Here is a 22,900-nt window from a genome sequence, read left to right as displayed (position 1 = left end):
CCTGGCCACGAATCGAGCCCATGAACGTACATCGCGACTTCGACCATCTCTGGCGCGACCGCTGTGACACCTCCAGCCAGCGCGCACCGCGCGTGCTGATCCGGGTGTTCGTGGCTCCGGGCGAGCTGGAGCGCAGCGTGGCGTTCTACGAGCAGTTGCAGGGCGTGGTGGCCGATGCGGGCTTCCCGTTCCCGGAAGCCGGGCTGCGTCTGGCCATGGTCGGCGCCTTCCTGCTGATCGAAGGCAGCCAGGCGGCGCTGGCCCCGTTCACCTCGACCACGGGGACACTGTTGGTCGATGACGTTCGGCCCTATCACGACAAGCTGGTCGCCGCCGGCGCCGAGATCATCTTCCCGTTGCAGGTGGTCCCGACCGGGGCGGCGTTCAACGCCGTGCATCCCGATGGCACCGTGGTCGAATACGTGCATCACCGGCCGGACCCGCAGGGGCGCTGAGGGGGCGCCACAGCACAGCAGACCCCACCATGCGTGGATGCTTTACCCCTTCAGCAACCTGAAACCCGCCCCTCCGATTTCATTAGTAATTCTACTCACAGGGCGAGTAGCATGTCCGGTCTCAGCCCCTGATACCGGCCCGTCGATACTCGCGCCATGCCCGCCGTTTCCGCCCGCTCCCGTCGCTCCCAGCCTGCCCGGCGCCTCCCCTGGAGGATCGGCTGATGGGCGCCGTCGTCGCCCTCGACCGGCTGCTGGACGGCCGCCAGTTGTGGCGCGGCCCGGCCCGCCAGGGGCCAGCCAGCGACCACCTGGCCAGCGGCCACCCGGCGCTGGACGCACGCCTGCCCGGCGGCGGCTGGCCGGCCAGCGGGCTGTGCGAGGTGCTGCAGGCGGCGCCCGGGGTGGGTGAGCTGGCGCTGGTCTGGCCGGCGCTGGCCAGGCTGAGCCAGCGCGACCGCCCGATCGTGCTGGTCGCGCCACCCCATCGCCCGCATGCCCCGGCCTGGGCTGCGGCCGGGCTGGACCTGGCCCAGCTGCAGGTCATCCACGCTGCGCCGAAGCAGGCGCTGTGGGCCGCCGAACAATGCCTGCGCTCTGCCGCCTGCGCGGCGGTGCTGTGCTGGCCACACCAGGCCGACGACCGTGCCCTGCGCCGGCTGCAGGTGGCCGCCGACAGCGGCCAGTGCCTGGGCTTCGTGTTCCGCGAGGCACAGGCGGCGCGCAATCCCTCCCCGGCCAGCCTGCGCCTGCAGCTCGACCACGGCCAGGTACGGGTGCTGAAGTGCCGTGGCGGCCTGCCGCCGGCGCAGCCGTTGCCACTGGCCATCGCCCACTGAGGCCGCGCCATGCACTGGGCCTGCGTGTTGTTGCCGCAGCTGGCGCTGGACAGCGTGCTGCGCCTGCAGCCGGACCCGCAGCGGCCACTGGTGCTGCTGCAGGGCCCAGCGCAGCGCCGCGTGCTGCGTGCGGTCAGCCCTGCCGCGCGCGCAGCAGGGCTGCGCCCGGGCATGCTGCTGTCGGCCGCGCAGGTGCTGGTGCAGGACATGCACCTGCACGATTACGATCCCAACGCCGAACAGCACACCCGCCAGCTGCTGGCCAGCTGGGCCTACGCCTACAGTTCGCAGGTCAGCCTCGATTTCCCGCACGCGCTGGTCATGGAGATCGGTGCCAGCCGCGCCCTGTTCGGTGACTGGTTGACGATCCAGCAGCGGCTGCGCGGCGAACTGCACGAACTTGGTTTCCGCCACCGGCTGGTGGCGGCGCCTACTCCGCATGCCGCGCGCGTGCTGGCCAACGTCCACGATGGCCTCGGCATCGATGCGCAGCAGCTGCCGGCGGCACTGGCGCAGCTGCCCTTGCCGCGCTGCGGCCTGCCCAGCGAAGCGGTCACCGTGCTTGGCCGTTCCGGCCTGCGCACGCTGGGCGCGGCACTTGAACTGCCGCGCGACAGCCTGGCCCGGCGCTTCGCACCGGACGTGCTGCAGCAGCTGGATGCATTGCGTGGGCGACCCACCGCGCCCCTGCGCTACTACCAGCCACCGGACCGTTTCGATGCACGCATCGAATTCGAGTACGAAATCGAATCCAGCCAGGCCCTGTTGTTCCCGCTGCGCCGCCTGCTGCTGGACCTGGCCGCGTTCCTGTGTTCGCGCGATGGCGGCGTGCAGCGCTTCGACCTGCAGTTCGAGCATGACCTGCTGCCGGCCAGCGTGCTGACCATCGGCCTGCTGGCGCCCGAGCGCGATCCCGCGCTGCTGTTCGAGATCGCACGCAACCGCATGGAGGCTTTCGCCCTGCCGGCCGGCAGCCGCGCACTGCGCCTGCAGGCCGAGCAGTTGCCGCCGTTCGTACCGGCCGCGCGCGACCTGTTCGATACCCGGCCGGCGCAGGCGATGCCCTGGAACCAGCTGCGCGAGCGCCTGCGTGCGCGGCTCGGCGATGACGCCGTGCAGCCGCTGGCGGTGCAGGCCGACCATCGCCCCGAACGCGCCAGTGGCACCCAGCCCGCGGCCAAGCCTCCGTCGTACTGGCCGCTGCGCCCCGGCTGGTTGCTGGACACCCCACAACCGTTGCGTGACCCGCGCCTGCGCATCGTCGCCGGGCCGGAGCGGATCGAATCGGGCTGGTGGGACCAGGCCGACGCACGCCGCGACTACTACGTGGTGGAAACCGCACACGGCCAGCGCGGCTGGGCCTTCCGTGAGCGCAACGATCCGCATGCGCCGTGGATGCTGCACGGCTGGTTCGGCTGAGCCGCCATGCACAGCGCCATGCACAGCGAACTGCCCGGCTACGCCGAACTGCACTGCCTGTCGGCCTTCAGTTTCCAGCGCGGTGCTTCGATCGCCGAAGAGCTGTTCGCGCGTGCCGCCGGCCAGGGCTATCGCGCGCTGGCGATCACCGATGAATGCTCGCTGGCCGGCATCGTGCGCGCCTGGCAGGCAGCGAAGACGCATGGCGTGGCGCTGATCGTCGGTGCCGAATTCCAGGTCGAGGACGGGCCGAAGCTGGCCCTGCTGTGCACCGACCAGGCCGCCTATGCCGGGCTCTGCCAGTTGATCACCACCTGCCGACGGCGCGCAGCCAAGGGCCAGTACCGCTGCCTGCGCGAGGACCTGCTCGGCCTGCCCGACGGCCTGTTGTGCCTGTGGCTGGACCGGCAACCCGCCGCCACCGACCTGGAACTGCTGCGCGCCGGCTTCAATGATCGGCTGTGGTTGGCGGTGGAGCTGCACCACGAACACGACGACGCACGCCGCCTGCAGCAGCTGCAGGCCTTCGGCGAACGCCACCACCTGCCGCTGGTCGCCAGTGGCGACGTGCACATGCACGTGCGCCGCCGCCGCGCCCTGCAGGACACGCTGACCGCGATCCGCCACCGCTGCAGCGTGGCCGAGGCTGGCTGGCGCCTGTTCCCCAACGGCGAGCGCCACCTGCGCCCGCGCACCGCGCTGGCCCAGCTGTATCCGCCCGAACTGCTGGCCGAGACCCTGCGCATCGCCGAGCGCTGCCACTTCACCCTGGAACAGCTGCAGTACACCTACCCGCGCGAGCTGGTGCCCGAGGGCCACGATCCGGACAGCTGGCTGCGCGTGCTGGTCGAGCGTGGCATCGGGTGGCGCTGGAAAGACGGCATCAAACCGAAACAACGCGAGCAGATCGAACACGAACTGGCGTTGATCAAGCAGAAGAACTACGCCTCCTACTTCCTCACCGTGCAGGACATCGTGCGCTTCGCGCGCAGCCAGGACATCCTCTGCCAGGGCCGCGGCTCGGCGGCCAACTCGGCGGTGTGCTTCGTGCTGGGCGTGACCGAGATCGACCCGGCGCGCAGCAACCTGCTGTTCGAGCGCTTCATCTCCGCCGAGCGCGACGAGCCACCGGATATCGACATCGATTTCGAGCACGAGCGGCGCGAGGAAGTGCTGCAGTACGTGTTCAAGCGCTATGGCCGCGAGCGCGCCGCACTGACCGCGGTGGCCATCAGCTACCGTGGCCGCAGCGCGATCCGCGACGTCGCCCGTGCACTTGGCCTGCCGATGGACCAGGTCAACGAACTGGGCGCGGCGATGGACCACTGGGGCGGCAACATCCCGCTGCCGGAAACCCTGCGCGAGCGTGGCTTCGATCCGGACACGCCGTTGATGCGGCGCCTGCTGGCGTTGACCGCCGAGCTGATCGATTTTCCACGCCACCTGTCGCAGCACCCAGGTGGTTTCGTGATCTCCGAGCATCCGCTGTCGACCCTGGTGCCGGTGGAAAACGCGGCGATGGCCGACCGCACCGTCATCCAGTGGGACAAGGATGACCTGGATGCCACCGGCCTGATGAAGGTCGACTGCCTGGCCCTTGGCATGCTCACCGCCATCCGCAAGTGCCTGGCGATGCTGAAACAGCATGGCCTGCATGAAGGACGCATGGATGCGATCCCGCCCAAGGATGCAAAGACCTTCGACATGATCTGCGCCGCCGATACCATCGGCGTGTTCCAGATCGAATCGCGCGCGCAGATGGCGATGCTGCCGCGCATGCAGCCGCGCACGTTCTATGACCTGGTGATCGAAGTCGCGATCGTGCGCCCCGGCCCGATCCAGGGTGACATGGTCCATCCTTACCTGGAGCGGCGGCGGATCCTGCGCGAACAGGGACCGGGCGCATTGAACGACCCGGACAACCCGCTCTACCCGCCGCAGCTGGAACGCGTGTTCGCACGCACGCTGGGCGTGCCATTGTTCCAGGAACAGGTGATGCAGCTGGCGGTCGAAGCAGCCGGTTACACGCCTGGCCAGGCCGATGCCCTGCGCCGCTCGATGGCGGCCTGGAAACGCCGTGGCGGGCTGGAACCGCATCGCGAGAAGCTGCTGGCCGGCATGTTGGAGAACGGCTTCAGCCTGGAATACGGTGAGCACCTGTTCGAGCAGATCAAGGGCTTCGGCGATTACGGCTTCCCGGAAAGCCACGCCGCCAGCTTCGCCCTGCTGACCTATAACAGCTGCTGGCTGAAATGCCACCACCCGGCCGCGTTCACCGCCAGCCTGATCAACAGCCAGCCACTGGGTTTCTACAGTCCCGACCAGCTGCTGCAGGATGCGCGCCGGCATGGCATCGGCGTGCTGCCGGTGGACGTGCGCTACAGCGACTGGGACTGCACCCTGGATTTCAGCAGGGGCGCGGCCGCGATCCGGCTTGGCCTGCGCCTGGTCGACGGCTGCAATGAAGCGGCTGTACAGGCCATCATGCGCGAACGTGCGCGGCGCCCGTTCGAGGATGTCGGCGACCTGTGCCAGCGCACCGCACTGGATCGCCGCCAGCAGGGCCTGCTGGCCGATGCCGGTGCGCTGCGTGGGCTCAGTGGCCATCGCCATCGTGCGCGGTGGGACATCTCCGGCGTGGAAAACCGCCTGCCGCTGTTCGACCAGGCCCGCGCCACTGCTGAAGCGCGCGTGCCGCTGCCGCTGCCCAGCGCCTGGGACGACATGCAGGCCGATTACCGCAGCACCGGCACCACCCTCGGCCGCCATCCGATCTCGTTCCTGCGCGCGCAGCTGCGCAGCCGCGGCTGCCTGGATGCCGCGCAGCTGGCGGGCCACGGCCATGGCCGCCGCGTGCGCATCGCCGGCCTGGTCCGCATGCGCCAGCGCCCGCAGACCGCCAGTGGCGTTACCTTCCTCACCCTTGAAGACGAGACCGGCATGGTCAATGCCGTGGTCTGGCGGCACCTGGCCGATCGCCAGCACCGGGTACTGGTCGATACCCAGCTGATGCAGATCGACGGCCGCCTGGAACGCGTCGATGGCGTGCAGCATGTCATCGTGCAGCGCATGCATTGCCTGGATGAACTGCTGCAGGGGCTGCGCAGCCACAGCCGCGACTTCCATTGACGCCGGGAATCACCGCGTAACGGCCACTGGGTGATGTCGAGCAGGTAGAGGTAGAGTCGACTGTCAGTCGACTTGCGCGCGCCAGCGCGGGAATCTCCGTGATCTGATCGAACAGCAGTCGACTGACAGTCGACTCTACCCATCGCCTTTTGCATCCGCTATCGTCGGCACATCCAAGGAAGGACCACCCGATGCCCCGTGCGCTGCTGCTGACCACACTGGTGGTCTCCACCCTCGCCCTGCTTGTTTCCGGCTGGACCGCCTGGAACCTGCATCGCAGCCAATCGCCACAGCGCATCCTCGAAGCACGCGGGCTGATCATCCACGACGGCACGGGCCAACCCCGGGTGATCCTCGGCGCGCCGGTGCCCGACCCGGTCAGCCACGGCCGGACCCAGGGGCCGCGCGCCACGGCCCTGTCCGGCCTGATCCTGCTCGGCCCGGACGGCTCCGAGCGCGGCGGCTATGGCACCAGCGATCGCGGCGGCGAAGCCGTGCTGACCCTGGACGATGCCAACGGCACCACCGAGGTATTCAAGGTGGTGGCCAACCCGGACCGGGGTGCCAGCCTGATGGTCAAGCACCAGAACAACACCGGCGCCATGCTCACCTCCTGGCAGGGCACGCCGGAGCTGATGTTCATCGATGACAGCGGCCAGTCCTACTACGTGCGCCCCAACGCCAACGCCGCACCCTGATCTGCTTCTGGCGTCGAGCCATGCTCGGCGCTACACACCGCACACCGCCGCCAGATCATCGGCCAGCTGCCGCAGCTGCGCCGCACCCAGCGCCGCGCAGGTGATGCGCAGGCCATGCCCCGGCGCAGCCACCGCGAAAACTTCACCCGGGCGCACATGCCATCCGCGTGCGGCCAGCGCCAGTACCTGCGGATGGCTGTCGGCCGGCAACGGCAGCCACAGGTTCAATCCCTCCATCGGCAGCGGCGTCGGCACGCCCCGCGCGCGCAGCAGTTCCTGCAGCGACTGCAGGCGCTGCTGGTAACGCGCTCCGGCGGCGACGATCTTCGCCCGCTGCGCCGCCGAGGCCAGCACCGTGATGGCCGCATCCTGCAACAGATGACTGACCCAGCCGGTGCCTGGCGCCAACCGCAACCGCAACCGCGTCGCGGTCTCTTCATCACAGGCCAGCCAGGCCAGCCGCAGGTCGGGACCGAGCGGCTTGGACAGCGAACGCAGCAGCGCCCAGCGCCTGCCGTCCGGCGGCAACACCGAGTGGTAGGCCTGCTGCGAGAGCAGCGCGTAATGATCGTCGATCAGCACCGCCACCTGCGGGTAGGCCGCCAGCAACTGGCGCAGTGCCCGTGCCCGCTTCGCATCCAGGCACGCCCCGGTCGGGTTGTGCGCACGCGGCGTCAGCAGCACCGCACGTGCGCCGGCCTGCAATGCCTGCCGCAGCGATTCGACCTGCATGCCATGGGCATCCACCGCCACCGGCAACGGCGCGTGGCCCGAAGCGTTGAGCACGTTGAGGCTGCCGAGGAAGCATGGATCCTCCACCGCGATGCGATCTCCCGGCAGCAGCCACGCCGCCAGCAGGCGTTCAATGCCATCGACCGCGCCATGGGTCAGCTCCAGCGCATACCCCTCGGGGCAGTCTGCATCCAGCGAGGCGCGTGCCAACGCCTGCAACCTCGGGTCGACCGTGCCCACGCCGTACAGCCGTGGCGCCGTCGACGCCAGCCGCAGGTTCGGCAGCAGGCGCGGATCCGGATTGCCACCGGCCAGGTCCTGCAGCGCCAGCCCCGGCGTGCTGCCTTCGCGCGGCATCGCCGGCGGCAGTCCGCGCACCACGGTGCCACGGCGGCCCGCCGTGCTGGCCAGGCCCGCCGCATCCAATCGCTTGTACGCAGCAGCCACGGTGTTGCGGTTCACCCCCAACTGTTCGGCCAGCTCGCGCACCGGCGGCAGCACACTGCCGGCCGGCAGGCCGCCCTTGCCGATGCCATCGCGGATGCTGTCGAAGATCGACTCGGCGCTATGCCCGGTGATTTTCATTTTGTCCTATGCCAAACTATCTCTTGTCCTGTGCCAGTGTATCCGACCCTGGCCATCCTGCATTGGAGGTGCCCGCATGCCCCTTGCCGCTGCCGACTGGCCCGTCGCCCAGTCCGTTGAACAGATCGCCGCCAACCTGGTCACGGTGCGCCAGCGCATTGCCAGCGCCTGCGCCCGCGTTGGCCGCGACCCGGCCAGCGTGCGCCTGCTGCCGGTCAGCAAGACCGTCGATGAGGCACGCATCCGCATGGCGGTGGCCGCCGGTTGCCACATGCTGGGCGAGAACAAGGTGCAGGAAGCACAGCGCAAGGCCGAGGCAATGGCCGACCTGGACGTGCACTGGTCGGTGATCGGCCACCTGCAGACCAACAAGGCGCGCTACGTGGCGCGCTTCGCCAGCGAGTTCCAGGCGCTCGACAGCCTGCGCGTGGCCGAGGCCCTGCAGCAGCGCCTGCAGCTGGAAGACCGTACGCTGGATGTATTCGTGCAGGTCAACACCTCGGCTGAACCCAGCAAGTACGGACTGGAGCCCGACGCGGTCGAGGCCTTCGTGCACCAACTGCCCGCGTTCGATCGCCTGCGCGTACGCGGCCTGATGACGCTGGCCATCTTCACCCCGGAGGTCGAGCGCGTGCGTGCCTGCTTCGTGCGCCTGCGCCAGCTGCGCGACCAGCTGCAGGGCACTGCGCCTGCCGGCATCGACCTGTCTCAGCTGTCGATGGGCATGTCCGGCGACTTCGAAGTCGCCATCGAGGAAGGTGCCACCGTGGTCCGTGTCGGCCAGGCCATCTTTGGCGCGCGCGCCACCCCGGACAGTTTCTATTGGCCCAGCAATGGAGCCCCGGCATGAAGCATGCGGTCGTCCTGCAACACGTTGCCTTTGAAGACCTCGGTACCTTGCAGCCTCTGCTTCTGGCGCAGGGCTGGCAGCTGCAGGTGCTGCAGGCCGGTATCGACACGCTCGACGCGGCCGAGGCCGCCGACCTGCTGGTGGTGCTGGGGGGACCGATCAGCGTCAACGACGTTGATCTCTATCCCTTTCTCAACGACAGCATCGCGCTGTTGCAACGCCGGCTGCAGCAGCAGCGACCCACGCTGGGCATCTGCCTCGGCGCGCAGCTGATGGCACGTGCGCTCGGTGCCGACGTCACCGCCACGGGCGGCAAGGAGATCGGCTTTGCGCCGCTGCTGCTCACCGATGACGGCCAGCGCTCGCCGCTGCAGGCCCTGCAGGGTATCCCGGTGCTGCATTGGCATGGCGAGGCGTTCGAACTCCCGGCCGGTGCACGTCGCCTGGCCAGCACGCCGGCCTGCCGCCACCAGGCGTTCGCCATCGGCAACCATGCGCTGGCACTGCAATGCCATCCCGAGCTGGACGCACGCCAGTTCGAACGCTGGCTGATCGGCCACACCCTGGAACTGGCCCAGGCCGGCATCAGTCCCAACGACCTGCGTGCGCAGTCGCGTCGCTATGGTGCGCCACTGGCGGCGGCCGCCACCGCGATGTTCGACCATTGGCTGCAGGACCTGCCGGAGCAACCGCGATGAACTACCGATTGCAGATCCACCGCGATGGCGCCTACTGGGGCCACTTCGACTGCGCCGGCCCCGATGCCCTGCAACGCATGGACGCCATCGCCGCGCAGCTGCCTGCCGGCCAGGGCTTCCAGCTGAAACGGCAGAAAGGTGTCGGCGAAGAACGCATCCTGTCCAGCAATGCCGACGGCCTGCGCGTGCTGGCGGCGCAGGTCCAGTACCGCGACCTCTGACGATCCGATGGGGCACCGGCCGCTGGCCGGCACCTCTCTGCACGGCAAGCGGATGCGGGCGAAATACCACCGCTTGATGCAAATGATTCTCTTTTGCTGTAAGGTGCAGCCGCTGCCCTTGCCGCCGCGGGCTGTTCCCTTTCCCAGTTGTCGCCCGCCCCGTGTCCACGCCTGTCGAACCGACGGATGTCGCGCAGCTGTGCGCGGCCCATTACCGGCCGCTGCACGCCCATGTCCGCCGTAAACTCCCGCAACGCTGCGACGCCGATGACGTCGTGCAGGAAACCTGGCTGCGCGTTGTCAACGTCGCCGCCAGTGGCCTGCTGGCCAACGGCCGCGCCTACCTGTACCGCGTCGCCCACAATCTGATCGCCGATCATTACCGCCAGCGCAAGCGCCGGCGCGAAGAAGCGATGGATGAGGCGCAACTGCACGCGATCGCCGATCCTGCGCCATTGCCGGTACAGCGCCTGCTCAATACCGAACAGCTGCGTCACCTCGACGCAGTCATTGCCGCCCTTCCCCCTCGTTCACGCCAGGTGTTCCTGCTGGCACGGGTGGAGCAGATGGCACTGGCCGAGATCGGCCGCCAGCTCGGCATCAGCCGGCAGACCGCGCATGGCCATCTGCTGCGTGCGCTGGTCGCACTGCAGCAGGTCCCCGGCGCATGAGCCAGGAGGCGATCGCGCGCGAGGCCGCGCGTTGGTGGCTGGACGGGCATGAAGGCGGCCGCGACGAGCGTGCGTTCAATCAGTGGTACCACGCCGACGTGCGCCACGCCGCGCAGTACCAGCACCTGCAGGCGCTCTGGCAGGCCGGTGATGCGACGCCCAGCCTGCAGCGGCACCAGCACAGGCGGCAGCGCCGGCGCCTGCGCGAGGCCGGCACCGCGGTGCTGCTGCTCTGTGCACTGGGCCTGTATACCCGCCAGGCCGCACCGCCGGCCGCGCAGGTGATGCGCACGGCCGCGGGCGAGGTCCGCGAAGAAGTGCTGCCCGACGGTTCACATGTGCTGCTCTCGCCCGGCAGTGAAGTGCGTGTGCGCATCGATGCGCAGCGGCGCCAGCTGCAGCTGCAGCACGGCCAGGCGTGGTTCAAGGTGGCCGCCGATGCGCAACACCCGTTCCAGGTGCACACGACGCACGGCACGGTCACCGCGCTCGGCACGGCCTTCGACCTTGCCGTGCACGACAATGACAGCGTGGTCACCGTCACCGAGCATCGCGTCCGCGTGGACAGCGGCATCCGCAGCGAGCGGGCCACCGAAGGGCAACAGCTGCGCTTCGATGGCCGGGCTCCCATCCGGACCCTGGCGGCCCGCCCCAGTGCCCTGGACTGGCGCGAACGCCGCCTGCACTGGGTCTCCACGCCCTTGGCCGAGGTCACCGGGGACCTGGATCGCTGGCATGGCGGCCACACCTGGATCCTCGGCGCACACCTGCGCCAGCAGCCGGTCACCCTGCTCGGCAGCGCCGACGGTGCGGCGCGCAGCCGCGACCAGCTGGCCACGCAGCTGCAGGTGCGCGTGCTCCGCCTGGGCGCGGGCGTGCAGGTGTGGCTGCCGCCACGCAAGGGACATCGCGATGCACCCTGACATCGGCCCCGCCACTGCGTCTCCCCAGGATGACGACGCGCTGCGTCAGCCCCTGGAGCCCCCGATGCTGTTTCACCGCCCCCTTGTCCTGGCACTGTCACTGGCCTGCGCCAGTCCGCTTCCGTTGTTGCCTGCCAGCGCCTGCGCGCAGGCCGCCACGCGTCACTTCGATCTTCCTGCGCAACCGCTGGCCAGTGCGCTGGATGCCTACAGCCGGCTGACCGGTGTCGATCTGGTGATCGGCGCGGCATTGCCGGGCGGCCAGATGGCGCCGGCGCTGCGCGGACGGTTCGACGATACGCAGGCCCTGTCGCGCCTGCTGGTCGGCAGCGGCCTGCGCCCGCGCTTCATCGACGCACGCCGCGCCACCCTGGAACCGGCGCCGGCCCCCCCCGCCGATGGCAGCCGTCGAACCGGCCCGCTCCGCGTCCAGGGTGATGCCGCGCAGGGTCATTCTCCCGGTGCAGGGGCCAGCCAGTATGTGCCGGCCACCCGCGATGGCTTTGCGCCAGCGGTCGGCAGCGAGCGCGTGGCGATGGCCGAACGCCAGGACGGCAACAGCCTGCTGCGCTCGATGCCCGGCACCCACAGCTTCCACTCGCGCAGCCAGCCCGGCCTGCAGGTCAACATCCGCGGCATGACCGGTGCGGGGCGGGTCAACACCATGATCGATGGCGTCACCCAGACCTTCCGCAACAATGCGGGCCACGGCTCGGGCGGGCCGTTCGCCTATGTCGATCCGTTCCTGCTGGCCGGCGTGGACGTGCAGCGCGGCGCAGTCGCCGGTGGTGATGGCGCCGGCACGCTGGCCGGCAGTGCCAATTTCCGCACGCTCGACATCGACGATCTGCTGGGCGAAGGTCGTGACTGGGGCCTGCGCGCGGGCTACCGCCATGGCAACAACGGCTACGGCAATGGCCGTACCTTTGCCGGTGCCTGGCGCCACAGCGAGGATGGCGGCGACCGCCAGTTCGGCCTGCTGGCCGCTGCCAGCAGCAGCCGCAGCAGCGAATACGCCACCGCGCGCGGGCAGAAGAACACCGCCGACCCGGGCAGCCAGCAGCCCGGCAGCTGGCTGCTCAAGGCCCGCCTGCAGCCGAGCGACCAGCACCGGCTCGACCTGAGCCACATGCGTTACGAAAACGACTTCTACCACAACTACCCGTGGCAGATTTCCGCACACAACCAGCGCGCCCGCTACCACTACACGCCCTATTCGCCTTGGATCGACCTGCGCGCGACCTTCGCCGGCAACAAGACCCGGCTGTTCTATCCGCCCGTGGAGGATTCCAGCTACATCGGCCGCCGCACCCACAGCAGCCTGAGCAGCTGGACCCTGGACAACACCAGCCGCTTCGATGTCGGCGCACTGCAGGCGCGCTGGAACACCGGCATCAAGCACCAGTCGGATATCTATGTGGCCGACACCCCCACCCTGCGCGGGGCCAACCCCGAGGGCCGCAGCCAGCTGGACAGTGTGTTCAGCACGCTGGAGCTGCAGTACGAGGTCTACGCGCTGACCGCAGGCCTGCGCCAGGATCGCTATGGCATCCGTGGTCACGTTCCCTTGTGCTCGGATGTGCCCGGCCAGTGCGCCGAGATCAACGGCGGCGGCATCGATGTGCGCCGCACCCAGCGCGCACTCAGCCCCAGCCTGGCGGCAGCGTGGCAGGCCACCGACTGGCTGCAACTGTTCGCTGAAGTCTCGCGCACTTCCCGCCCGCCGCGGGTGCAGGAGATGTTCTTCGAGAAGATTCCTCTGGAAGGCATGAGCGATGCCGATGGCGTCGGCGCCAACCCGTTCCTGCGCCGTGAGCGCTCGCGCAATCTGCAGTTCGGCGCCAACCTCAGCGCCTCCTCGCTGCTGACCGACGGTGACCTGGCGCAGCTGCGCGTCACCCGCTTCGACAACCGCATCCGTGACTACATCAAGCCGCAGTACCTGCTGATCGTGCACCCGCCGGAGGTGGAGCCATTCGTGGTGCCGATCGACAGCGATCCGCAGCTCGCTGCCTGGACCGATGCGCTGGACGTGGACGACTTCAGCACCACCACGCGCTGGATGAACCACCCGGGCGTGGTGCGCATGCGCGGTATCGAGCTGGAAGCGCACTACGCCAGCGCGCACTACCACGCCACGCTGAGCTGGACCCGTTCGCACACCCGCGCGCCCGCCATCGAATTCGTCAACCTGGAAGACATCACCGCCCTGCCCGACCGCTACTGGACGCTGGACGTGGGCGGCCGCTGGTGGCAGCAGCGCGTGCAGGCCGGCCTGCGCGCCGAATACTCCGGGCCCACCGAGGAAGGCCATGACTTCTTCCAGACCCGCAAGACCGGCGGCACCGGCGTGTTGCTCGACTTCTACGCCAGCTTCAAGCCCCAGCCCAACACCACGCTGTGGCTGAACATCGAAAACCTGCAGAACAAGTCCTATGACAACAATGCCTCGATCGACAGCATCTTCAGCCCGATCCTGGACCGCGGCAACGGTCGCGGCCGCACCGTCTCGATGGGCCTCAACGTGGCGTTCTAGCCGCCGCTGGCTGCCGCTGTGCCTGCTCGCGCTTGCCGCACTGGTGCGCGCGCAGCCACTGCCCGGCACGGTGATCGATCTGGCCAGTGGCCAGCGCCTGGACGAAGCCGCGTTCGTGAAGCGCGCAGCGAATGCACCGCGACTGCTGCTGGGCGAACGCCACGACCAGGCCACTGACCACGCTGCCCAGCGCTGGCTGCTGCAGGCGCTGCAACAGCAGCGTCCACACGGCGCGCTGGTGCTGGAGATGATCGCCAGCGAGCGCCAGCCGCGCCTGGACCGCGTGCAACGCTGGCTGGCCAAGGGCAATCGTGCCGACGGCACGCGCCTGCAGGAACTTCTGGACTGGGATGCACGCTGGCCGTGGGCTGCCTATGGCGGGCTGGTACAGGACGCCACCGCGGCCGGCATCCCCCTGTTCGGCGGCAACCTGTCGCGTGCCGAGGTCAATGCGTGGCTCGCCTCCAACGCCTCGGTGCGGTTCCCGATGCCCACCGCCCGGCAACGCCTGTCGGTCGTGGTGCTGGCCCAGCACGCAGGCGCAGCGCCGATGCTGGAAGGAATGCTGGCCGTGCAACAGGCCCGCGACATCCGCATGGCACAGGTACTGGCCGCAGCCCCTGCACCCGCGCTGCTGGTGGCCGGCCGCTGGCATGTACTGCGCGGTACCGGCGTGCCGGGCTACCTGCCACCGGACGCACCGGCACTGGTGATCGCGCTGGCTTCACCCGGTGAAACCGTCGATGCGGCCGACGCCGACCTGCTGTGGGTGCTGGGCGATGAGTGAACGGCGCCAACACTGGCAGGCGATTGCCATCAGCATCGGCCTGCACCTGTTGCCCTTGCTGCTGTTGATGCACTGGGTGGCAACGCCGCCGCTGCCGCCGCCAGCTGAGCAGGACGTGCGCATCAGCCTGCGCCTGCTGGCACCGGCTACGCCGCCCCAGCCGGTGGAAGAGCGCCAGGCCGACACCCCCAGCCAGGCGCAGCAGGCGCGCGCGTCGCGGGCAACCAGGTCGCCCCCGCCACCGAAGCCCACCACCGCGCGCGAGGGAGAGTTGACCGCCAGCGCACGCGGCGGTTCCGGCGAGCACGCCCTGCCCCCCGCCCCGGCGGCGGCCGTGACCGATACACCTCCCGCACCGGCATCGATCACGGCCGCGCCGCCCACCCCGGACGCACCACCGGCGAACATCCAGGCCGGCGCCGCCAGCGACCAGTGGGACGCCCGCCTGATGGCGCGGCTGGAGCGCTACCGCTACTACCCTGCCGCCGCGCGCGCGCGCCGCCAGCAGGGAACGGCCTGGGTCAGGGCCAGCATCGACCGCACCGGCCGCCTGCTGTCATTGCGGCTGGAGCAGTCCAGTGGCCAGCCGGAGCTCGACGCGGCCGCGTTGCAGACGTTCCGCCGCGCCCAGCCGCTGCCGCCCATTCCCGATGAACTGAAGGCACCGCAGGAACGGGTGGTGCCGGTGGAGTACTACCTGCGCTAGGCGTCGCGGAACGGCGCGGCCGTCTGCGACCCCAACCGGGGTTGACGTCACGTACCTGCGCCACATCACAGCGGCCCGCCGCGCGCACCAATCCCGGCAGGGCCTAGAGCCGAGCCCGTGCTCGGCTGCTGCACACGGAAAGCAGCCGCGCAGGGATCCGGCCCCGCAGAAGCAGGTTCAGGTCCACGCCGGGTCCGCGGTGAAATCGATGGTCAGCCAGAACGTACCGCCACGCGCGTCCAGCCGCACCGCGATCTCATCGCGCATCGCATCGACCTCGCCCACAGCGCCCAATGGCGTCGCCGGGTCCGCCAATACGTGGATCTCGACAAAGCGCATCCGCCCCATCTTCGCCACATGGCTGGTGAAGCCGGCATAGCCCCGCTCGGCGACGAACGCCTGCATCACCTGCTGCACGCGCCGGTCCAGGTCATCCGGCGCCACCTGCAGTACCTCGCGCATGGCCTTCCACGCGCTGCGCGCCGGGACCGGCAGCACCGCCAGGCTGATCAACGCCAGTACCATCGAGTCCAGGTACGGCACCCAGTGGTGCCAGTCGCCCCCATGCAAGGCCAGCGCAAGCACGAAGGCCAGCACGACCGCCAGGCTCATCAGGCCGCCCAGCAGCCAGCCGCGCACATCCAGCCACAACAGCGCCGAGCGCAGCCGACGCGCGCGCTGCGCGACGAATGCCGCCATCGCCAGGTTGCTGGCACTCAACAGTGCCGCCCACCACAGCGCGGGCCCGAACTTCACTTCGTGCCCGCCCGTGGTCAAGCCGATCACCGCGTTGGCCAGCGCATACACGCAGGCCAGCGACAGGATCACACCGCCCAGTGCCTCGACCATCGGCTCCAGGTGCCAGTAGCCGTACTGGAAGCGCGGGCTCTGTTCCCGCGCCACCAGCCGCAGTACCGACAGCGACACCAGGGTCAGGGCAACATCGACCAGGCTGTAGACGCCATCGAACAGGATGGCCTGCGAGCCCACCAGCAGGCCACCACTGAAGCCGACCGCGCTCACCGCGATGGTGACCCCGATCGAGAACTTCAGGATGCGTTGCTCGCGCGCGGTGTCCATCGCTCTCCGAAGGGCCGACCGTCGCGGGTCAGGCCTTCAGCACCTCCACCCTGTACGAGGCCACATCGCCGTCATGCTCGATGATGAGCCCGTGCACGTCCGACTCGAAGCCCGGGAAGCGCGCGTTCTGCTCACGGGCGATGCGCAGCGACTGGATGATCGGCTCGTCGCTGTCGCCGAAGCGCTCGCCCGGCATGATGGTCGGAATGCCCGGCGGGTACGGCACCAGCATCGTCGCCGCGATGCGGCCGCTGAGCTGCTCGATGTCGACCCGCTCGATCTCCCCCTTCACCAGGTGGTTGTAGGCATCGGCCGGGGTCATCACCGGGGTCGGCAGGTCCACGTACATCTCACGCATGACCTTGGCCACGGCGAATTCCTGGTTGAACGCATGGAGCGCGTCACACAGATCGCGCAGGCCCCAGCCGGCGTAGGCAACCGGATAATCAGCCGCCAGCGTCGGCAGCGCCTGGCTCAGCGGTGCATTGCGGTCATAGAGTTCCTTGAATGCCATCAGCTCCGTCACCAGGGTGCTCCACTTGCCCTTGGTGATGCCCATCGAGAACAGGAACAGCACCGAGTACAGGTTGGTCTTTTCCACGGTGATGCCGCGGCCCCACAGGAACTTGCTCAGCACCGCCGCCGGAATACCCAGCTTGCCCATGCTGCCGTCCATTCCCAGGCCCGGGGTCAGCAGGGTCACCTTGATCGGATCGATCAGCACATAGTCGTCGACCAGGTTCTCGAAACCGTGCCAGTGCGCGTCCGGCTGCAGGTACCACTCCTCGCGCTTGGCCACCAGCGGCGCCGGCGTGTCGCCCTTGTCCAGGCTGCGCTCGACCTGGGTCGGCTGCCACACGCTGAACCACCAGTCGTCGCGGCCCAGGTCGTCGCGGACGTGCAGCATCGCGCGGCGGAAGGCGATCGCCTCGTCATGCATCTCCTGCACCAGCGAACGGCCGGCATCGCCTTCCATCATCTTCGATGCCACGTCACAGGCGGCGATCACCCCGTAGTGCGGGCTGGTCGAGGTGTGCATCATGAACGACTCGTTGAAGCGCTCGGCATCCAGGTTGCGCTGGGCGGAATTGCGCACGTGGATCATCGACGCCTGCGAGAACGCCGCCAGCAGCTTGTGGGTCGAATGCGTGGTGAAGATGATCGCATCCTGCTCGCGCGGCTTGCCCTTGGCCATGCCGTAGTGGTTCTCGTAGAACGGATGGAACGCAGCGTAGGCGTACCACGCTTCGTCGAAGTGCAGGAAATCGACCGCGCTGCCGATCTCGTCAGCGATCTTCTCGGCGTTGTAGCACAGGCCGTCGTAGGTCGAATTGGTCACCACCGCGATGCGCGGCTTGGAGCCGGCCTGATAGGCCTTGCTGGCCAGCGGATTGGCGGCGATGCGCTGCTGCAGCGATTCCGGCGTGAACTGGTCCAGGCTGATCGGCCCGATGATGCCGTGCGCATTGCGGCTGGGGGTGAAGTACACCGGTACTGCGCCGGTCATGATCAGCGCATGCAGCAGCGACTTGTGGCAGTTGCGATCGACGAACACCACATCGCCGCGCGCCACCGTGCCATGCCAGACGATCTTGTTGGCGGTGGACGTGCCGTTGGTGACGAAGAAGGTGTGGTCGGCGCCGAAGTTGCGCGCCGCCTCTTCCTCGGCGTCCTTGATCGGGCCGGTGTGATCCAGCAGTGAGCCGAGCTCGGGCACCGAGATCGACAGATCGCTGCGCAGGGTGTTTTCCCCGTAGAACTGATGGAATGCACGGCCGACCGGTGACTTGGTGAACGCCACGCCACCTGCGTGGCCCGGCGTGTGCCAGGAGTAGTTCGACTCGGCTGCATGGTGGATCAGCGCCTTGAAGAACGGCGGCAGCAGGTTCTTCATGTAGTCTTCGGCCGCGCGCATCACCTGCCGCGAGATGAAGCTCTTGGTGTCTTCGAACAGGAAGATGAAACCGTGGATGTACTTGAGCAGCTTGCTCGGCACCTTCTCGATGGTGCGGCGCTCGCCGTACAGGAACACCGGCAGATTGGCACGGCGCGCGCTCTGCTCGCGCAGGAAGGCGGTCAGGCGCTGGAACTCGCCATCCACCTCTTCGCTGCCATCGATCGAGATCAGCACCGCCGAGGCCGCCACGTAGGTACGGGCACCGGCCCGGGCGTCATCCAGGTTCAGCCCGCACAGCACGCGCTGGTCGTTGCTGCGCAGCTCTTCCACCAGCGCACGGATCAGGATGCCACCGATGCGCGGCGACTCGTAGTCGTTGTCGATGACAATGACCGGGTAGTCCAGGGACTTGAAGTACACGTTGATTCTCCTTGTCGAACTCAGGAATGCCGGGCGCCGGCGCTGATGGCCGAGGCCTCGCGGGCGCGCTGCCGCTGCTGGCGGCGCTCCTCGCTGAAGAAGGGATAGAACACGGTGATGAACAGCACGAACAGGAAGGCGTACTGCACGATGGTTCCCGACGAGCCGTAGATCGCCCACAGGCAGTACACGACGGTCAGGCTGGTCAGGGTCCAGAACGCACCGGTGTGGACCAGGGTGTGCGAACGCTCGACCACGAAGTAGCACGCCACGCACGAGTAGATGTAGGGCAGCAGGGTCAGCACCACGGCCGCCGACGTGATCACGTCGAACTGGGCCGACGCGGTTTCCGAGGTGGAGGTCACCAGCACCGCCAGGGTCATCAGCACTGCCACGATCAGCACGCCCTTGACCGGCACGTCGTCCTTGTTGGTCTTGCTGAAGATGCTGGGGAACAGGCCGTCATCCGACGCTGCCTTGGCACTCTGCGCGGTCAGCAGGATCCAGCCACCCAGCGAGCCGGCGGCGCCGATGAAGGCGCACAGGCTGACCAGCGCGCCGCCCCAGCCACCGACCGCCTTGGCCGCCGCCAGCGCGAACGGTGCGTCGGACACCTGCAGTTCCGCGTTCGGCACCATGCCCATGATCACCGACGAACTGGCGATGTAGGCAATGGCAGCCAGGAACACGCCGGCCAGCGTCGCGCGGGCGACGTTCTTCTCCGGATTTTCGACCACACCGGCCGTCACCGATGCAGACTCGACGCCGATGAAGGCCCACAGGGTCAGTGCCGCGGCGCTCGAGATCGCACCGAAGTTCGACTCGCCAGACACGTTGTAGGCGCCCTTGAAGATGTCGGCATCGAAGAAGAACCAGCCGAAAATGGCGATGCCCAGGATCGGCACCAACGCAAAGCTGGTGGTGACCGTCTGCACGCGGCTGACGAAGGCCGGGCCGATCACGTTGGCAAAGCTCAGCGCCCAGACCAGCACCAGCACCGCAACGCAGCGCACCAGCGGCTCGGACAGGATCGGGAAGAAATAGCTGAAATAGCCCACCGCCGCGATCGGAATGGCGACGTTGCCGATCCAGTTGGCGAACCAGTAGATGGTATTGGTCTGGAAGCCCATGTACGGCCCGAACCAGTCGCGCGCATAGGCGTAAGGGCCGCCCGCCTTGGGCGCAAGCTTGCCCAGCTTGGCGAACACGAAGGCCAGCAGCAGCGCGCCGGCGGTGGTGATCAACCAGCCCCAGATCGAGGCGGTACCGATCTTGGCGAGGCTGGACGGCAACAGGAACACGCCTGAGCCCATCATGTTGCCGGCGACGAGGAAGGTGGCTCCGACCACCCCGATTTTCTTTGCTTCTGCCATGACGATCTCCGGTACTGGCATGAGCCCGGCAGCACCGGGCGTGGGGACGGTTACGCTGGCGTACGACCGCTGGCGTCTATTTGATGAAGTTGTATTGCAGGCTGCCCTGCACCCGGACCGTGTCGCCGCGTGCGCCGCCCTGCTGTTCCAGCCGGCCGTACAGCAGTTCCATGCCCATCGTCCAGGACGGCGCCGGGCTCCATATCAGGTTGAACACGCCGTAGCGGCTCTGCCGGAATGCATCAGCGGCGAGTGCGGCGTTGCGCTCCAGGGTCAGCTGGCCAAAGATCAGGTTGGAGCGCCACAGCTCGGACCAGTAATGGGTGTAGCCGACGAAGCCACCGTGCAGGTCGAGCGCGTCGAGCCGGCCGTCGGCGCCGACCACCGCATCCAGTCCCGAGCCGGTCAGGTCGGCGGTATAGCGGCTGAGGCCGCGCCCGCCCAGCGCACCGAACAGCAGCAGGTCGCGTTCGCCCACCGATGCCGAGCCGCTCAACTGCAGGCCACCGGCCATGTGCCGGTCGCGCTCGCCCTCTCCGTCATAGGCCAGGCTGCGCGCCACCGCACCGAACTGCAGGTGGCCCCAGTCGCGCTCCATGCGCGCGGTTACCGTCACGTCGGGCAACCGGTTCACTGCCACCCGTGAATCACTGGCACCGGCAAGTTCGGTTTGCGGGTCTTCGGCTGCCACAGTCAGGGTGTTGCCCTTGCCCATCGTGAAACTGTGGTGGATGCCCGCCACCAGCAGGTAGCCGGCGCCGCCGGGGCCGGCGAAGTCCAGCGTATCGGGCAGGCTGTCCGGGTCCATGAAGCTGGAATAGCCATAGCCGGCGTAGGTGTTGCCCAGCTGGCCATAGGCATGGCGCAGGCGGAACTGGTATCCCTCGCTGCTGCCGAAGAAGTCGTTTTCCAGATAGAAGCGCAGGTTGCCGTGCGTGGTCGGGCGCCGCGCCTCGAAGCTGAAGCGGGTCTGCTTGGCGTGGATGTTGAAGTTGGAGACATCGCGATGGCTGCCGCCGACCGGCATCGACGAAGGAATGAACTGATCCTCGTCACCGGCGGCGCGCGAATCGGCAATCGCATCGAGCTTGGCGTAGCCGCCGATGCGGATCACCGTGTCAGTGCCAGGAATGGCGAAGAAGCCTTTCAGATCGGGATCGGTCGGACCGGCTGCACTGTCGGGACGCGACGCCGCCGTTGAGGGATCGGCCACCGATTCGCGCTGCGGCAGCACCGGTTGCGCCACCCCCGGCACCTGGGTCGGGTGCAGCATGCTGGCGCTGCCGCCCGCCGTTGCTGCCGGGGTCGGGGCCTGCGCCACGGAGGCAGGCGCTGAGCCCTCGCGCTGCTCAAGCCGCTCCAGGCGCTGCTGCATGCCTTCCAGTGCCTGGCGCATGGCCGCAATTTCCTGGCGCAGCGCCTGCGCATCCTCACGGGCGTCCTGCTGCGCATGGGCGGGCGTGATCGCCAACGCGGTCAAGCAGGCCAGACTCAGTACCGCAAAACGCATTGCATCCTCCCTGGACAAACACGGGCAATGCGCTGACGGGGCACAGGCACACAGCACCCTGACCACGCGTTGCCGTTGCTGGAAATGCGGATACTGCGTCCACGACATCGATCAGCCTGCCTGTCGCAGGCAACAGGACGATGACACTGCCCTGCCCGAATCGATGCCGAGTCCATCAAGGCCGCGCTGCCAGAGAGGTGGCGACCGCAGCGGTCTGGGTAACAAGCAGGGAGTGAGAACGTCGTGAATGGCTCTGCCGCCGATCCCGGATAAGTGCGTGAGAGGCGCGGCATCCCTCGCGCGTGGACGCTGTATTGCATGCGTCACAGGCTAATCCGACTGTCGTTTTTGGCCTTGATTGGAATCAAGGCGCGATGCTTGATGTCAGTCACGATTCAGACGTGACGACGAACAGGTAGTGCGCAGCGGCAGCGCGTGCATGCGCCAGGTAAACAACAGGCCCGCATGCTGCCATGCGGGCCTGTGCGTTACATCACGCTTTGCGCACCGGTCAGCGCGGACCCAGTACCGTCTGCAGGTCAGTGCCCTGGGGCAGGCCGGCGCGACGCTGCACCTGACCCTGCGCGTCCTGGAACAGGATGCCCGGCGTGCCCTGGAAGCCCATCTCGATCATCAGCACCTGGTTGGCATCGAGCTTGCCCGCGATCTCGCGGCTGATGCTCGGCAGCGCCTTGATGCCGCCGCGGTCGAACTGGTGCTCGTTCTCCAGCAGCGCTGCACTCGGGTCACGCGCCGACAGGATGGCAGCAGCCTTGGCCGGACTGTCCTCACGGATCACGCCGACCATGATGTGGCGCAGCTGCACCTTGCCAGCATCGACCCACGGCCGTGCCGCTTCCCAGAACTTGTGGCAGTACGGACAGTTGGCATCACTGAAGGTATAGACCACGCGCGGTGCATCGGCCTTGCCGTCGCGCACCCAGGCACTGGCGTCCAGCTTGGCCCACATCTTGGCCGACATCGGCGCGGCGACCAGCTTCTCCACCGCCTCGGCCGCCACGTCGTTGCCCTCGGCATCGAACAGGCTGCCTACCAGCACATGCTTGCCGTCGGCAGTCACGTACGCGGCGGCGGGCTGCTGTCCACCCACCACTCCGGCGAAGCCACGCAGGCCAGCCGGCGCATCGAACTCGGCGACAACCTCGAAACCGTGCTTCTCGATGCCTTTCAGCACTGCGGGCCGGTCCCCCTTGGCCGCGGCGGCCGGAGCGCTCGCTGCCGGTGTCACCGCTGTCTTGCCGGGCGGGGTCTGGGCCTGGCTGCAGGCGGCCAATGCCAGCATGACCGGCAGCAACAGCACCGCTGGAGCGATGCGCAGGGAAGTCGACAACATGGGAACTCCGTAATGAG

At 68.3% G+C, this 22,900-nt stretch carries 19 protein-coding genes; 13 read left to right on the top strand and 6 right to left on the bottom strand.

Annotated features, from left to right (window positions below; translation table 11 throughout):
• Positions 1-20 precede the first annotated feature (20 nt).
• The 5 genes from AC5P9C_RS02990 to AC5P9C_RS02970 all read left to right on the top strand — a co-directional run bounded on the left by AC5P9C_RS02990 (position 21) and on the right by AC5P9C_RS02970 (position 6,540).
• Positions 21-455, top strand: coding sequence for a VOC family protein (locus AC5P9C_RS02990; protein ID WP_053462937.1), 435 nt, complete (start codon positions 21-23; stop codon positions 453-455).
• Between the two features lie 224 nt (positions 456-679).
• Positions 680-1,294 carry a translesion DNA synthesis-associated protein ImuA gene (gene imuA / locus AC5P9C_RS02985; protein ID WP_053462936.1) on the top strand — a complete coding sequence of 205 codons (615 nt, stop codon included), beginning with the start codon at positions 680-682 and terminating at the stop codon, positions 1,292-1,294.
• Between the two features lie 9 nt (positions 1,295-1,303).
• Positions 1,304-2,713, top strand: a complete 1,410-nt coding sequence (locus AC5P9C_RS02980; protein WP_064238755.1) for a Y-family DNA polymerase — start codon at positions 1,304-1,306, stop codon at positions 2,711-2,713.
• An 18-nt stretch (positions 2,714-2,731) separates the two neighbouring features.
• Positions 2,732-5,842 carry an error-prone DNA polymerase gene (locus AC5P9C_RS02975; RefSeq protein WP_074725373.1) on the top strand — a complete coding sequence of 1,037 codons (3,111 nt, stop codon included), beginning with the start codon at positions 2,732-2,734 and terminating at the stop codon, positions 5,840-5,842.
• 191 nt (positions 5,843-6,033) lie between these two features.
• Complete coding sequence (locus AC5P9C_RS02970) at positions 6,034-6,540, top strand: hypothetical protein (RefSeq protein ID WP_049469321.1); 507 nt, start codon at positions 6,034-6,036, stop codon at positions 6,538-6,540.
• 30 nt (positions 6,541-6,570) lie between these two features.
• Here the strand turns inward: AC5P9C_RS02970 and ptsJ are convergent, their stop codons facing one another.
• On the bottom strand, positions 6,571-7,857 hold the full coding sequence (gene ptsJ, locus AC5P9C_RS02965) for a MocR-like B6 salvage transcription factor PtsJ (RefSeq protein ID WP_074725374.1): 1,287 nt from the start codon (positions 7,855-7,857) through the stop codon (positions 6,571-6,573).
• 76 nt (positions 7,858-7,933) lie between these two features.
• Here ptsJ and AC5P9C_RS02960 point away from each other — a divergent pair, with 76 nt between their 5' ends.
• From AC5P9C_RS02960 to AC5P9C_RS02925, 8 genes are all read left to right on the top strand, one after another.
• Entirely contained in the window at positions 7,934-8,707 is a 774-nt protein-coding gene (locus tag AC5P9C_RS02960) for a YggS family pyridoxal phosphate-dependent enzyme (RefSeq protein WP_074725375.1), read from the top strand.
• Positions 8,704-9,405, top strand: a complete 702-nt coding sequence (locus tag AC5P9C_RS02955) for a glutamine amidotransferase (protein ID WP_049469326.1) — start codon at positions 8,704-8,706, stop codon at positions 9,403-9,405. The genes AC5P9C_RS02960 and AC5P9C_RS02955 overlap by 4 nt, the downstream gene beginning before the upstream one ends.
• Positions 9,402-9,626 (top strand): hypothetical protein, encoded by a 225-nt coding sequence (locus tag AC5P9C_RS02950; protein ID WP_049469329.1) that lies wholly within the window; start codon positions 9,402-9,404, stop codon positions 9,624-9,626. The genes AC5P9C_RS02955 and AC5P9C_RS02950 overlap by 4 nt, the downstream gene beginning before the upstream one ends.
• Before the next feature lie 161 nt (positions 9,627-9,787).
• Complete coding sequence (locus AC5P9C_RS02945) at positions 9,788-10,297, top strand: RNA polymerase sigma factor (RefSeq protein WP_049469331.1); 510 nt, start codon at positions 9,788-9,790, stop codon at positions 10,295-10,297.
• On the top strand, positions 10,294-11,220 hold the full coding sequence (locus AC5P9C_RS02940) for a FecR family protein (RefSeq protein ID WP_074725376.1): 927 nt from the start codon (positions 10,294-10,296) through the stop codon (positions 11,218-11,220). The genes AC5P9C_RS02945 and AC5P9C_RS02940 overlap by 4 nt, the downstream gene beginning before the upstream one ends.
• Before the next feature lie 64 nt (positions 11,221-11,284).
• Complete coding sequence (locus AC5P9C_RS02935) at positions 11,285-13,756, top strand: TonB-dependent receptor (protein ID WP_074725377.1); 2,472 nt, start codon at positions 11,285-11,287, stop codon at positions 13,754-13,756.
• Between the two features lie 40 nt (positions 13,757-13,796).
• Complete coding sequence (locus AC5P9C_RS02930; RefSeq protein ID WP_308304150.1) at positions 13,797-14,543, top strand: ChaN family lipoprotein; 747 nt, start codon at positions 13,797-13,799, stop codon at positions 14,541-14,543.
• Complete coding sequence (locus AC5P9C_RS02925) at positions 14,536-15,249, top strand: energy transducer TonB family protein (RefSeq protein WP_074725378.1); 714 nt, start codon at positions 14,536-14,538, stop codon at positions 15,247-15,249. The genes AC5P9C_RS02930 and AC5P9C_RS02925 overlap by 8 nt, the downstream gene beginning before the upstream one ends.
• A 177-nt stretch (positions 15,250-15,426) precedes the next feature.
• On the opposite strand, the gene AC5P9C_RS02920 is transcribed toward AC5P9C_RS02925, so the two are convergent.
• From AC5P9C_RS02920 to dsbG, 5 genes are all read right to left on the bottom strand, one after another.
• On the bottom strand, positions 15,427-16,329 hold the full coding sequence (locus AC5P9C_RS02920) for a cation diffusion facilitator family transporter (protein ID WP_103281762.1): 903 nt from the start codon (positions 16,327-16,329) through the stop codon (positions 15,427-15,429).
• Positions 16,330-16,357: 28 nt separating this feature from the next.
• Complete coding sequence (locus AC5P9C_RS02915) at positions 16,358-18,646, bottom strand: Orn/Lys/Arg family decarboxylase (protein ID WP_049469343.1); 2,289 nt, start codon at positions 18,644-18,646, stop codon at positions 16,358-16,360.
• Between the two features lie 20 nt (positions 18,647-18,666).
• Positions 18,667-20,019: an arginine/agmatine antiporter gene (gene adiC, locus AC5P9C_RS02910; RefSeq protein ID WP_014647526.1), complete on the bottom strand. Its 1,353-nt coding sequence runs from the start codon at positions 20,017-20,019 to the stop codon at positions 18,667-18,669.
• A 76-nt stretch (positions 20,020-20,095) separates the two neighbouring features.
• Positions 20,096-21,529 (bottom strand): DcaP family trimeric outer membrane transporter, encoded by a 1,434-nt coding sequence (locus AC5P9C_RS02905; RefSeq protein ID WP_343540276.1) that lies wholly within the window; start codon positions 21,527-21,529, stop codon positions 20,096-20,098.
• Positions 21,530-22,040: 511 nt separating this feature from the next.
• Positions 22,041-22,883: a thiol:disulfide interchange protein DsbG gene (gene dsbG, locus AC5P9C_RS02900; RefSeq protein ID WP_343540275.1), complete on the bottom strand. Its 843-nt coding sequence runs from the start codon at positions 22,881-22,883 to the stop codon at positions 22,041-22,043.
• Positions 22,884-22,900 lie beyond the last annotated feature (17 nt).

The organism is Stenotrophomonas sp. YJH_SMC_10 (assembly GCF_059371555.1).
This window is presented reverse-complemented; position numbering and strand designations above follow the sequence as displayed.

Coding starts and splice junctions, on each gene's coding strand:
- AC5P9C_RS02990 (WP_053462937.1), top strand. CDS start 21: ATGAACGTACATCGCGACTTCGACCATCTCTGGCGCGACCGCTGTGAC.
- imuA (WP_053462936.1), top strand. CDS start 680: ATGGGCGCCGTCGTCGCCCTCGACCGGCTGCTGGACGGCCGCCAGTTG.
- AC5P9C_RS02980 (WP_064238755.1), top strand. CDS start 1,304: ATGCACTGGGCCTGCGTGTTGTTGCCGCAGCTGGCGCTGGACAGCGTG.
- AC5P9C_RS02975 (WP_074725373.1), top strand. CDS start 2,732: ATGCACAGCGAACTGCCCGGCTACGCCGAACTGCACTGCCTGTCGGCC.
- AC5P9C_RS02970 (WP_049469321.1), top strand. CDS start 6,034: ATGCCCCGTGCGCTGCTGCTGACCACACTGGTGGTCTCCACCCTCGCC.
- ptsJ (WP_074725374.1), bottom strand. CDS start 7,857: ATGAAAATCACCGGGCATAGCGCCGAGTCGATCTTCGACAGCATCCGC.
- AC5P9C_RS02960 (WP_074725375.1), top strand. CDS start 7,934: ATGCCCCTTGCCGCTGCCGACTGGCCCGTCGCCCAGTCCGTTGAACAG.
- AC5P9C_RS02955 (WP_049469326.1), top strand. CDS start 8,704: ATGAAGCATGCGGTCGTCCTGCAACACGTTGCCTTTGAAGACCTCGGT.
- AC5P9C_RS02950 (WP_049469329.1), top strand. CDS start 9,402: ATGAACTACCGATTGCAGATCCACCGCGATGGCGCCTACTGGGGCCAC.
- AC5P9C_RS02940 (WP_074725376.1), top strand. CDS start 10,294: ATGAGCCAGGAGGCGATCGCGCGCGAGGCCGCGCGTTGGTGGCTGGAC.
- AC5P9C_RS02935 (WP_074725377.1), top strand. CDS start 11,285: ATGCTGTTTCACCGCCCCCTTGTCCTGGCACTGTCACTGGCCTGCGCC.
- AC5P9C_RS02925 (WP_074725378.1), top strand. CDS start 14,536: ATGAGTGAACGGCGCCAACACTGGCAGGCGATTGCCATCAGCATCGGC.
- AC5P9C_RS02920 (WP_103281762.1), bottom strand. CDS start 16,329: ATGGACACCGCGCGCGAGCAACGCATCCTGAAGTTCTCGATCGGGGTC.
- adiC (WP_014647526.1), bottom strand. CDS start 20,019: ATGGCAGAAGCAAAGAAAATCGGGGTGGTCGGAGCCACCTTCCTCGTC.
- AC5P9C_RS02905 (WP_343540276.1), bottom strand. CDS start 21,529: ATGCGTTTTGCGGTACTGAGTCTGGCCTGCTTGACCGCGTTGGCGATC.
- dsbG (WP_343540275.1), bottom strand. CDS start 22,883: ATGTTGTCGACTTCCCTGCGCATCGCTCCAGCGGTGCTGTTGCTGCCG.